Source organism: Psychrobacter piechaudii, from assembly GCF_900162825.1.
GTDB classification, from domain to species: Bacteria; Pseudomonadota; Gammaproteobacteria; order Pseudomonadales; family Moraxellaceae; genus Psychrobacter; species Psychrobacter piechaudii.
Genome location: NZ_FUGE01000141.1, coordinates 1 through 11923 on the forward strand (window position 1 = coordinate 1; position 11923 = coordinate 11923).

Below are 11923 nucleotides of genomic sequence, written 5' to 3' on the forward strand. Positions count from 1 at the left end.
TTGAGCAGGGAGTTATCAATCTACCTAAAATAAAAGGCATCAAAACCTTATTTAGCCGTGAGTTTGAGGGCAGGGTTAAGACAGTAACGATTAGTAAGACAGCAACAGGCAAATACTGTGCAAGTATTTTAGTTGAAAACAATGAAGTTGCACCAACACCTACCACAATAGAGCCTAGCCTAACTGTTGGTATTGACTTAGGCATCAGCCACTTACTTAACTTATCAGACGGTAACAAGTTTGATAACCCAAAACATTTAGCCAAAGCCAGTCAAAGACTTTCTATACAGCAAAAAATCTTTGCTCGTAAACAAAAACAAAGTAAAAACTATCAAAAACAAAAATTAGCGGTTGCTCGTATTCATGAAAAAGTACGCAACCAGCGCTTAGATTTACACCATAAAGTCACGTATAAACTGATTTGCGAAAACCAAGCGACCAGTTATGCGATTGAAGATTTAGGTGTAAAAAACATGGTAAAGAACCGTAAACTTGCTAAAGCCATTAATGGTGTTGGCTGGGGACAGTTTGTTACTCTGCTTACTTACAAGGCGAGTTGGTATGGTAAGAATATCCTAAAGGTAAATCGGTTCTTTGCCAGTTCTAAAACTTGCTCGCATTGTCATCACAAATTAGACAGTCTGCCGTTATCGGTGCGTCATTGGACGTGTCCTAGCTGTCAAACGCACCATGACCGTGATATCAATGCAAGCATTAATATACGCCGTCAGGCGTTAGCTGATGTAGCAGGACTTGCTACTGTGTAAAGAGTTCCTCCATGGCTATACCTATCAGCGTAGGTGGCATGGCGAAAGGTGGTGACACAATCTTAGATTGAGGTTACTATGGGTCGCAAAGATTCCCCCACCATAACCTCTAGGTTTGGTGGTGGGAGTAGGTCAATGAGTGCATTTATTTATAGACCTATAAATAAGAGAGGAGCACTCATTTTTAGGTAATAATATAGGGGAATAGCTTGGCAAAAGACCCATCCATTCCAACCCATATTCAATCTACTTAATGCCCACGCTTAATAGTATAGTTTTTTAAAGTTCACACTCACTCGATAAAGGATGCACTATGTCGTTCGAAAAAGATAAAATCAATAAAATTGTTTTGGCATACTCAGGCGGTCTTGATACCTCAATTATTGCTAAATGGTTGCAAGATACTTATGACGCTGAAGTAATCACTTTCACTGCAGACATTGGTCAAGGTGAAGAAGTTGAGCCAGCTCGCGCTAAAGCGGAAGCTATGGGTATCAAACATATCCATATCGAAGATTTACGTGCAGAGTTCGCCCGTGATTACGTTTTCCCAATGTTCCGTGCTAACGCAATTTATGAGGGTGAATATTTATTAGGTACCTCTATCGCGCGTCCTTTAATCGCTAAGCGCTTAGTAGAAATCGCGAAAGAGCACAATGCAGACGCTATCAGTCATGGTGCGACGGGTAAAGGTAACGACCAAGTTAGATTTGAGTTAGGTGCTATCGCTTTGGCTCCAGAAGTGAAAACCATTGCTCCTTGGCGTGAGTGGGATCTATCAAGCCGTGAAAGCTTAATGAAGTATGCTGAAGAGCATAATATTCCTATCGACTTTGCGGCCAATAAGAAAAAATCTCCTTATTCTATGGATGCCAACCTACTTCACATCTCGTATGAAGGCGATATCTTAGAAGATCCATACGCAGAAGCAGAAGAAGATATGTGGCGCTGGTCAGTAAGCCCAGAACAAGCACCAGATACCCCTGAATACATTGAGCTTGAGTATGAAAAAGGTGATATCGTTGCTATCGATGGCGAAAAACTTGAGCCATACGAAGTAATGATTAAGCTAAACGAGTTGGGCGGTAAGCATGGTATCGGCCGTCTAGATATCGTTGAGAACCGTTACGTTGGCATGAAGTCTCGTGGCTGCTATGAGACACCAGCGGGTACTATTATGCTAAAAGCGCACCGTGGTATGGAATCCCTAACTCTAGACCGTGAAGCAGCTCACTTAAAAGATGAGTTAATGCCTCGCTATGCAAAAATCATCTATAACGGTTATTGGTTCAGCCCAGAGCGTCAAATGCTACAAGCGCTAATCGACAAATCACAAGAATATGTAACTGGTACTGTTCGCGTTAAGCTATACAAAGGCAACGTGAGCGTGGTTGGCCGTAAGTCTCCTTACTCATTATTTGATGAGAAGATTGCAACCTTTGAAGACGATGCTGGTGCTTATGATCAAAAAGACGCAGAAGGTTTCATCCGTCTAAATGGTCTACGTCTGTCTATCGAAGCCAGCCGTGGCCGTGATTTGTCTTAATTGACTTAATCTGTTTTAGCTTGTGAGTTAACGACAGTTTAGAAACAAAAAAGCAGAAGTGAAATCACTTCTGCTTTTTTTATGGCTTAGAGTAAAGCTAAAACAAGCCAATCATTTAACCAATTATTTAGGCAATCAGCTGTTTAGTATCCCTATACCCGATTATTTAGTCTTTTTCGGTAATAGACACTGTTCTAAATAATGAATATTCTGTGCTTGAGAGGCAAACTTTGGATCTTTTAAAATAAGATCACGATGCAAAGGAATATTGGTTTTAATGCCTTCAATAATTAGCTCGTCTAAAGCATGCAGCGTCTTAGCAATGGCCTGCTCACGGGTCTGACCATGGCAGATAAGCTTACCAATCAAGGAGTCATAGTACGAAGGAATCTCATAGCCTGGGTATAGGTGAGATTCAAAGCGTACGCCTGCGCCGCTCGGGATAAAGTACTGAGTAACTTTACCTGGGGAGGGGGCAAAGGTCTGTGGATCTTCAGCATTAATACGGCACTCAATGGCATGGCCATGCACGCTGATATCGCTTTGACGATAAGACAGACCATAACCTGCCGCAATTCTTAATTGCTCAACTACCACATCGATACCGGTGACCATTTCCGTAATGGGGTGCTCAACTTGAATACGGGTATTCATCTCAATAAAGAAGAACTCACCGTCCTCAAATAAGAATTCAAAGGTACCCGCACCACGATAGCCAATGTTTTCACAGGCTTTAACACACGCCTGTAAGATAGGCTCACGGATATCGTCAGGGATATCAGGGGCAGGGGCTTCTTCTAATACCTTTTGGTGACGGCGCTGTAGTGAGCAGTCACGGTCATACAAATGAATGGCATTACCATTACCATCGCCCAAGACTTGCACTTCAATGTGGCGAGGGTTTTGTAAATAACGCTCCATGTAGACGCTATCATCGCCAAACCAAAGCTCTGCTTCTTGCTTGGCCGCTTGTACCTGCTCGTTTAGTTGATCAAAGCGCTCAACGATACGCATACCACGACCCCCGCCACCGGCAGCAGCTTTAATTAATAGGGGGAAGCCAATATTTTTTGCTTGTTCTTCGGCGTTGTGCAAAGTGACCGTACCAACCGAGCCTGGTACGGTTGGCACTCCGGCTTGTTTCATTGCATTGATGGCCGAGACTTTATTGCCCATCAAGCGGATATGGTCAGGATGGGGGCCCACAAAGGTGATACCCGCTTCTTCAATGTTTTCCGCAAACTCAGCATTTTCTGCTAAAAAGCCATAACCTGGATGAATAGCGTCGCTTCCAGTAATTTCAGCGGCAGTAATGATAGCCGCTGTATTTAGGTAGCTTTGGCTCGCATTGGGCTTACCAATACAGATGGCTTCATCTACAAAACGCAGATGCATTAAGTCTTCATCAGCAGTAGAGTAGACGCCAACGGTTTTAATGCCCAGCTGCTTGCAGGCACGCACGATGCGTAAAGCAATTTCACCACGGTTGGCGATAAGCAGTTTTTTTATCATCTAGGGGCCTATCTCTTAGCTTCTATAACGGATAACGGGTTGACCAAACTGTACCACATCGCCATTTTCTACCAAAATGGCATCAATAATACCGCTTTGAGTGGCCTCAAGTGGGTTCATAATTTTCATAGCTTCAATAATACCCAGCGTGTCACCAGCCTGAACTTTTTGGCCAGGGGTCACAAATGGAGGATCATTTGGGCTAGGAGCTGCATAAAACACACCCACCATTGGCGAGGTTTCTACACTGCCCATGTGAACCGCTTCAGCTTGCGGCTCTGAGATATAAGCAGGGCTAGACGCCATCATTGAGGGCATAGGTGTATTGTAGTGACGAGTTAGACTCACACTATCCTCCCCTGTTTTAATCTCAAGATTAACCAGGTCTTTTTCTTCCATTAGCTCGATGAGCGTACGAATTTTTTCAATGTCCATACGGTTGCCTACAGATGTTCTTATAATATTAAGCATATTGTAACAAATTTTGTCGCGTCTGATGAGTGACAAATGATGTATTTAAGTTTCAATAGCACATTTAGTTCAAATATACGTTAACCCACTGCAAAAATTTGTATAAAACCCACTCAAAAAACCTATTTCGAGCCCGATTTATAGCTCAATTATATGAAAGCAGACTCAGTCCTTATAAATTATTGGTGAACTCTAGGCTGAATACCTAACACTTGTCGTTGACGATAGATTAAACGTAGGGTCAATAACACAGAAGATAAGGTCAAACCGGTAACTAATGCAATCCAAAACCCTTGAGCGCCTGTATCGGTAAAACGTACCAGATAGGTGCCTAAAGGTAGGGCTACTAGCCAATAGCAGAATAAAGTAATCCACATGGGTACTTGCGTATCTTGCATACCTCTTAATATGCCAGCGATATTTACCTGCCAGCCATCGACCAATTGATAAGCAATGGCAAATAATAATAAGAACATGGCTTGGGCTTTAACCGCAGGGTTATTGGTAAACAGATCGGCTAAGTTTTCTCTAAATAGCCAAATGCCAAGCATACTACATAAGGCAATACACACCGTCCATATCAGTCCAGTACGCTGAACCTGTTGTAATGCCAACCAGTTTTTCTCCCCATAACGATTGGATACCATAATGGTGAGAGCCATGGCAACGGACATAGGAATCATAAACAGCTGAGAGGTCACGGCCATAGCCACTTGGTGCGAGGCCACAGCGATGGCTCCCAAGGGACTAATCACAATTGAGGCTAAGCTAAATAAGCTGGCTTCAAAGAAGATAGAAACACCGATAGGCACACCTAGACGCAGCAGCTTACCAATTTGTTGACGGTCAGGCTTGGCAAAGCTATAAAAGAAGCGGGTCTCTTCAAACGTTTTATGTTTGGATTTTAGTAAATACAAAGACAGTAAAATTACGTTTATCCATAACACACAAGCTGTCGCCAGACCGCAGCCGGCACCGCCAAGCTCAGGGAAACCAAATAGGCCGTGAATAAAAATGTAATTAATAGGAATGTTAACAAACAAACCAATTAAGCTGATAACCGTTACGGGTTCTGGGCGACCCAACGCTTCACAATAGCTTCTTAAAACGGCATAACAGGCGATGGCTGGAAAGCCCCAAGCCACAAACCTTAAATATTGGCCGGCTTTAGGCTGAATGTCCTCAGGAACCCCCATGGCGCCGAGTACGTTAGGAGTCATGGACACGAGTACTAAGCCGAAGAGACCGATTAAAACCGCTGCCCACAAAGACTGCTGCGTAATATGAGGCACATTTTGCGGAGTCTTTTGACCAATTTGCTCTCCGATTAAGGGAGTCGTAGCAATTAAAGTACCTGTAGCCAATAAGAATAAAGGCAGCCAAATACCTGAGCCAATCGAGACAGCGGCCAAGTCTAAAGCAGATACGCCGCCTGCCATAATGGCATCCACCACACCTAACGCTGCTTGGCAGAACTGAGTAATAAGGATGGGAAGCACTAAAGTGCCTAAGCGTAAGCTGTGCTGTTTAAACTCAGAAAAGGATAAATTAGACAACATAAGTAAACTTCTAAAATAAAGGTTTTATTGAAGCTGCCTTGATAATACATGACAGAGCCTAAGTCGCGACTTTGGCATTGATATAAATAAATAACCTGCCATAGGGCAGGTTAGGGAGTTTGTCACCGTACGCTAATCCCTTAATTCACTTACGGCCATTGCCTTTTAATCATCAGGCGTTACGATAGGCTATTAATGGTCGGAAACACTATTATCAAGATATCAACTTAATTGCTCTACTATCGAATTATTGAACACGTATAATAAGCGTATTAATAAACGGCTAGCTTTGCGGTTAATAGCTCTTTGAGGGCCACTATTCTTTAACGGGCTAAAATACCATCAAAGTGCTTAAATTAAAATAAAAGCGTGACTATAACACTATCTGCCAACGAGTATAAGACCTTATCTTTATGTCCCTATCAATAAATGTCTCAAAAATTCCTTTAGCCCTTTATATTCACATTCCTTGGTGTGTGAAAAAATGTCCTTATTGTGACTTTAACTCACACACACTCCCAGTTGACGACAGCTCATTGTCTAGTCAAATAGCCTCTCAAGCTGCTACAGCAGATAATAAAGCATTGACCGACGATCATTTTACTGTTTATGTAGAAGCTTTAATTGAAGATATAAATTCACAGTTGCCGCTAATCCAAGGCCGCGAAATCACCTCTATTTTTATAGGTGGTGGAACCCCTTCGCTGTTACCTATTAAACAGTATCAGCGTTTGTTTGATCATCTAAAATCAGTTTTACCCTTAGCCAGTGATTTGGAAGTCACTATGGAGGCCAATCCAGGCACTTTAGAGCACGCTCCGTTCGAAGAGTATCTCAAGGTTGGGATTAATAGGCTCTCTATGGGAGTACAAAGCTTTTCAGACACTAAGCTTGAGTCGTTAGGACGCATTCACAATGCCAATCAAGCCCAGTTGGCCACGCAGGCGGCAAAAAAGGCTGGGTTTAAACGGGTGAATATCGACTTAATGCACGGTTTGCCTAATCAAACCCTCGCCGAGGCTTTATATGATATTGAGCAAGCCCATCAGGCAGGCGCTACCCATATTTCTTGGTATCAGCTGACTATTGAGCCCAACACTGTGTTTTATAGAAACACCCCAGTACTGCCCGATGACAATGACTTGGCAGATATTGAAGAGCAGGGCAGTGCGCTATTAACCCAGCTGGGTTATAAAAATTATGAGGTATCGGCCTGGGTGGGTGACCAAGATGACCAGTGTCGCCATAATGTGAACTATTGGCAGTTTGGGGATTATTTGGCCATTGGGGCTGGCGCGCATGGCAAAATTACTTTAATGGAAGAGGGGATTTATCCAGAGTTTGAGCGAGGTATTTATCGCTTTAGTAAAACCCGTTTGCCAAAAGATTATATGAATTATGAAGGCTTTCCTAAGGTGGTTGGATTCTCCCCAATTGCAGATGAAGATTTGAGTGGGGAGTTTATGATGAATGCCTTACGTTTAAGCTGTGGGGTACCATTAGACTTGTATAATGATAGAACAGGCTTATCAGCAGCGGAGATTACCCCCATTATTGAGCGTTTACAGCAACAAGGGTTATTGGTAAATAAAGCGGATTTAATTCAACCCACTGCTTTAGGTAGACGCTATTTAAACCAAGTATTACAGGCGTTTTTATAGCGTTTTAGCCTTTTCACAGGGCTTAGCCGCCTCGTATTTTAAAATAATTATATTTGATTGGTATTATCAGGGAGACTGCATCATGGCAGGTTATATATTAGCGTTGGATCAGGGCACCACCTCAAGTCGTGCCATTATTTATGATGACAGAGCCCGTCCAATACAGATTTCACAAAAGCCGACTGTTTTATCGACCCCAAAGGCAGGCTATGTTGAACAAGATGCAATGCAGATTTGGCATACTCAAATAAGCTGTGCTCATGATGCGATTAACCAGGCTGGCTTGTTAGCGACAGATATCACCAGTCTTGCCATAACCAATCAACGCGAGACTATTGTGGTATGGGACAAGCGTACGGGTAAGCCATTAGCCCCTGCTATTATTTGGCAAGACAGACGGTCTGAGAGTTGGTGCGAAAACTTACGACAGCATAAAGTAGACGGCTCTGAGATGAGTATGCAGCAGCATGTGCAGTCAATCACTGGACTACGTATAGACCCCTACTTTAGTGCCAGTAAGATTGTCTGGCTATTGGACAATCATCCCAACTTAAAAGACAGAGCACAGCGGGGAGAAGTGGCTGTGGGTACCATCGACAGTTGGCTCATGTTTAAGTTGACAGGGGGCGAGCACGTGATAGACATCACCAATGCTTCACGCACTCTAATGTATGATATCAATAAGCTAGAGTGGTCAGAGGATCTGCTAGCTAAGTTTGATATCTGCAAAAAAATACTGCCCAAAGTTATTGCTTCTGATGGCGACTTTGGTAAGACCAAAAAAGGTTTGTTTGCGAAACAAATTCCGATTCAAGCGGTGTTGGGAGATCAGCAAGCTGCCCTATTTGGTCAAGGCTGCGTCTCTACAGGTATGGCAAAAAACACCTATGGCACGGGCTGCTTCATGCTTATGAATATTGGACATGAAGTGCAGCTAAGCCAACATCAGCTATTGACTACCATAGGCTGGCAACGTCGTCAAAATAGTCCGCAATTATTGGGCGGGGCAGCTGAGCATACCTCGTTATCAAAATTGGTTAAATCCGGCCAGCGCATTCTAACGCCTTCTAAGCGTGAAGTAACTTACGCCCTTGAAGGCAGTGTATTTATGGCAGGCGCTATCGTGCAGTGGCTGCGGGATAATATGGGGCTGTTTAATAAATCCCGAGACATTGAAAGCTTGGCCAAAGAGGTAGAGTCAAGTGAGCAAGTAGTACTGGTGCCTGCCTTTACCGGACTCGGAGCCCCTTATTGGCGCTCCGACATTACGGCTAGTATTTCAGGTATGACCCGAGGCAGTACTAAAGCGCACATTGCTCGAGCTGCTTTAGAGTCAATAGCTTTTCAGACTTATGATGTTTTAACTGCGATGCAAAAAGACAGTCCTAGCCCGTTGACGGAGCTTAGAGTAGATGGGGGAGCGGCCAATAATGACTTGTTAATGCAGTTTCAGGCAGATATGTTAGGGGTACCTGTGCTACGACCCAAAGATACTGAAATTACTGCGAAGGGTGCTGCTTTATTAGCTGGGATTACTTCTGGCTTATATGATGAAGCAACCATTGATGACAGCTGGGATTTAGATAAGCGCTTTGAGCCGTTAATGCCTGCAGAAGAGAGAGACGAGCATTTAGACAAATGGCATCAAGCCATAACTAAAACCTTACAGTAGATTACTTACACTAGTTAGAAAGACATCAGTTAGAAAGTCATCGTTAGTAGCTGTAGATTGTTGATGAAACTGAGCCACTATTAGAGAAAGGAAAGGACAATCGTAATGAGCCAAAACAACAGATTTCATAAAAATAAAGCCCAAGAAATGGACAAGATATTTTATATAGCCACCAGTAATTTATTGAACTTTGCTCTTCCTAATCGCAGCTATTATGACAACATGCAGCCTTATACCAATGAGCAATATAACCGTAAATTAAATGGATTATATGAGCTGTTAAAGAACGCTAAGTCAGACATTTATGCTTTCCAAGAGGTGTGGGATGAAAAGGCACTGCAAGATTTAGCCCTTAAGTTGGGATTTGAGCCTTCACAAGTATTAGCCCCCATGGCCAGCAATGATCCTGCCAGCACATTGACTTTAGGGCAGAGGGCTCAGGATACTCCCGCTTTAGCCATTATCACTAAACATAAAGTTTTGGAGTGGCAACTATTAACAGATTTTCCGGAGTTGGCAGTAGTAGATATTCCGGATGAAGGCCCTTACAGACGTTTTAATCGTCCTCCTCTGGTCGCGACTCTAGAGGTGTATGGTCAACCTATTACAGTTATTACTACGCACTTAAAGAGTAAGCGGCCTCATTATTTGAGAGATGCACAAGGCAATCGATTAGAAGATTACGATGATCCACTACTGCGAGTACGCGCCAAGCTTAGAAGCTTGTGTATGCGAGCTGCTGAAGCGGCAGCCTTAAGACTGTTTATGGTTGATATCTTACATAAGACCCGTCACCCGCTTATTTTGTTAGGAGATATGAATGATGTCACAGACAGTGTGACTACTCAGTTATTAGCAGAAACCAGTGAAGTAATCTATGATAAAGCAATGCGAGATGTGGCGTTGTTTGATGCCGCCCAAGTGCAGACTAGCTATGGCTGGATGAAGGATGTGGCCTATACTCATCTGTACCAAGGTATGCCGGAAGTTATCGATCAGCTTTTTGTCTCTGAAGAGTTCCTAGTCGATGGTAAATTTTCACTGGGGGAGGTGGAGCGGGTAGACTATTTTAATGACCATCTTAAGCAAGACTATGAAGATCGATTCTCTGATCACGGCATTGTCCGCGCGAAGATTAAGTTAAAATAAATATAATAGAATTAACGCACTAGTCAATAACCACGAGCGCAGAATGGTGTTACAATAAAAGAAATAATATAGAGATTAGGCCTACCTAACGATTACTAATGAAGAGGCTTCCTATGAAAGAAGGATGTAATGATCTAATTAATGACGTCCTTGTTGACTCAGAATTAGCAAAAAAGATTGTACCCAATAAGTTTAAGCATACGAGTAAACAAGGTAGAATTCGGCGCCAAAAGTTACTGATGGTAGCCAAGAAGCTTAGTGAAAGGCATAATATTCAAGATATTACTTTGGTAGATATCTGTGAAGAGGCGGATATTCCCAGAGCGTCTGCGTACCATTTTTTTCCAAATGTAGAGGCCATCTTCTTAGCGCTACGTTTCTTAAATTATATAGATACTTTGCAGGCATTAGAAAAGATCGAAGTTTCTAGTTTTGATCGGTGGCAAGATTATATTACTGAACTATTACAGCAGGCAGTACAACTATTTAACAATGATGTAACTAAGACTAAACTGATGTACGGTGTAAATAGTCCCCAATTCAATAGTAGCGAATATCAAGAGCAAGTGGACCATAGTATGGTGGGTATGCTTTTTGAAAAGCTGTCTAGCCACTACAATATGGAAAGCTTTAAAGATATTAAGGAAAAGATTTTGATCGCTTACCATATGATTCATAGTATATTTTCTTTATCTTTTAAGCAGTATGATGAGATTACCAAAGAGATGAGTGAAGAAGCCGTTACGGCTGCTATTGCGTATTTACGCTGTTATCTACCAGAAGAATTGCCTCTTAAATAAAAGTATCTGATTAATCAAAAAACCACCCTATTAGGTTAATGCTAGTCAGTTAAGGCTGACTGGTATTCTTTTGGGGATATTTTTGTGGTTTCCCCTTAATCACCCTCGGACAAGATCGCTTTCTGCGTTCAGGAATGACAAACAACTTTCCTTCCTCTATAACTGCATCTAACAACTTAGGGAAGAGTCCTGCAGCCTGCAAAGGTGCAAACCGTAACAGATCAACAATCGTAATAGACGCCATATGAAAGCTAATTCTTAGAGGGCTAACCTTAGCTCTAAGGGCCATATAGCGCATCAAACGTCTTATTAGATTATAAGCAATCATAAGCCCCCAGAATTCTTGTAACACAAGCTGTGGCAGCTTACTTCTTAACAACAGCCCCTGCTGTAAATCAGACTTAATTTCCCTAAAAGCCATCTCAATCTCCCAGCGCTGCAAGTAAAGCTGTGCCACTTTATCCTTAGTAAAGCGTTTATCATCTATTAAAGAGGTGATGTATCGTCTTGTCTTGCCCTCATAACGACACTCAATTAATCGAGCTTGCCAAGTAGCAGGTAGGTTTGGATTTTTCTTTTGTGCCTGAAAAGAGACGGGCATTTGTATTAAGTAGTCCCCTTCACTAAAGGTTTTAATCACAGTGTAACGCAGATTATCTTTAGCCCGCATGAGCCAGTGACTGTTTGGATGGGCTTGTTGCCAACTAATCAGTAGGTCTGCTGAGAAATAGGCTCTATCAAAGAGCGTAATGCTATTGTCTTGAACATTTAGCTGACGGGCTAAGG

Annotated in this window: 10 protein-coding genes; 6 read left to right on the forward strand and 4 right to left on the reverse strand. The window is 42.6% G+C overall.

Annotation, left to right across the window (positions count from 1 at the left end; all coding sequences use genetic code 11):
* A partial coding sequence (locus A1019T_RS07795; RefSeq protein WP_077451151.1) for an RNA-guided endonuclease TnpB family protein occupies window positions 1–767 on the forward strand: 767 nt, incomplete at its 5' end.
* 313 nt (window positions 768–1080) lie between these two features.
* Window positions 1081–2313, forward strand: coding sequence for an argininosuccinate synthase (locus tag A1019T_RS07800; protein ID WP_077451152.1), 1233 nt, complete (start codon window positions 1081–1083; stop codon window positions 2311–2313).
* A 162-nt stretch (window positions 2314–2475) separates the two neighbouring features.
* Here the strand turns inward: A1019T_RS07800 and accC are convergent, their stop codons facing one another.
* From accC to A1019T_RS07815, 3 genes are all read right to left on the reverse strand, one after another.
* On the reverse strand, window positions 2476–3825 hold the full coding sequence (gene accC, locus A1019T_RS07805) for an acetyl-CoA carboxylase biotin carboxylase subunit (RefSeq protein WP_077451153.1): 1350 nt from the start codon (window positions 3823–3825) through the stop codon (window positions 2476–2478).
* A gap of 15 nt (window positions 3826–3840) precedes the next feature.
* A complete protein-coding gene (gene accB, locus A1019T_RS07810) occupies window positions 3841–4260 on the reverse strand; it encodes an acetyl-CoA carboxylase biotin carboxyl carrier protein (protein WP_077451154.1) in 420 nt (139 codons plus the stop codon).
* A 215-nt stretch (window positions 4261–4475) separates the two neighbouring features.
* A complete protein-coding gene (locus A1019T_RS07815) occupies window positions 4476–5855 on the reverse strand; it encodes an MATE family efflux transporter (RefSeq protein ID WP_077451155.1) in 1380 nt (459 codons plus the stop codon).
* 413 nt (window positions 5856–6268) lie between these two features.
* On the opposite strand from A1019T_RS07815, the gene hemW reads away from it, so the two are divergent.
* The 4 genes from hemW (at window position 6269) to A1019T_RS07835 (ending at window position 11137) form a co-directional block, all read left to right on the forward strand.
* The gene (gene hemW, locus A1019T_RS07820) at window positions 6269–7516 is read left to right on the forward strand and encodes a radical SAM family heme chaperone HemW (RefSeq protein WP_077451156.1); all 1248 of its coding nucleotides are present in this window, start codon (window positions 6269–6271) and stop codon (window positions 7514–7516) included.
* Window positions 7517–7598: 82 nt separating this feature from the next.
* Entirely contained in the window at window positions 7599–9188 is a 1590-nt protein-coding gene (glpK, locus tag A1019T_RS07825; protein WP_077451157.1) for a glycerol kinase GlpK, read from the forward strand.
* A gap of 105 nt (window positions 9189–9293) precedes the next feature.
* Window positions 9294–10337, forward strand: a complete 1044-nt coding sequence (locus A1019T_RS07830; protein ID WP_244156582.1) for an endonuclease/exonuclease/phosphatase family protein — start codon at window positions 9294–9296, stop codon at window positions 10335–10337.
* 113 nt (window positions 10338–10450) lie between these two features.
* A complete protein-coding gene (locus tag A1019T_RS07835) occupies window positions 10451–11137 on the forward strand; it encodes a TetR/AcrR family transcriptional regulator (RefSeq protein WP_077451158.1) in 687 nt (228 codons plus the stop codon).
* Window positions 11138–11186: 49 nt separating this feature from the next.
* Here the strand turns inward: A1019T_RS07835 and A1019T_RS07840 are convergent.
* A partial coding sequence (locus A1019T_RS07840) for an IS4 family transposase (protein ID WP_143514096.1) occupies window positions 11187–11923 on the reverse strand: 737 nt, incomplete at its 5' end.

Bases quoted from the DNA above. Each gene is read 5' to 3' on its own strand.
- hemW (WP_077451156.1), top strand. From the start codon at position 6,269: ATGTCCCTATCAATAAATGTCTCAAAAATTCCTTTAGCCCTTTATATT.
- accB (WP_077451154.1), bottom strand. From the start codon at position 4,260: ATGGACATTGAAAAAATTCGTACGCTCATCGAGCTAATGGAAGAAAAA.
- A1019T_RS07830 (WP_244156582.1), top strand. From the start codon at position 9,294: ATGAGCCAAAACAACAGATTTCATAAAAATAAAGCCCAAGAAATGGAC.
- glpK (WP_077451157.1), top strand. From the start codon at position 7,599: ATGGCAGGTTATATATTAGCGTTGGATCAGGGCACCACCTCAAGTCGT.
- A1019T_RS07800 (WP_077451152.1), top strand. From the start codon at position 1,081: ATGTCGTTCGAAAAAGATAAAATCAATAAAATTGTTTTGGCATACTCA.
- A1019T_RS07815 (WP_077451155.1), bottom strand. From the start codon at position 5,855: ATGTTGTCTAATTTATCCTTTTCTGAGTTTAAACAGCACAGCTTACGC.
- A1019T_RS07835 (WP_077451158.1), top strand. From the start codon at position 10,451: ATGAAAGAAGGATGTAATGATCTAATTAATGACGTCCTTGTTGACTCA.
- accC (WP_077451153.1), bottom strand. From the start codon at position 3,825: ATGATAAAAAAACTGCTTATCGCCAACCGTGGTGAAATTGCTTTACGC.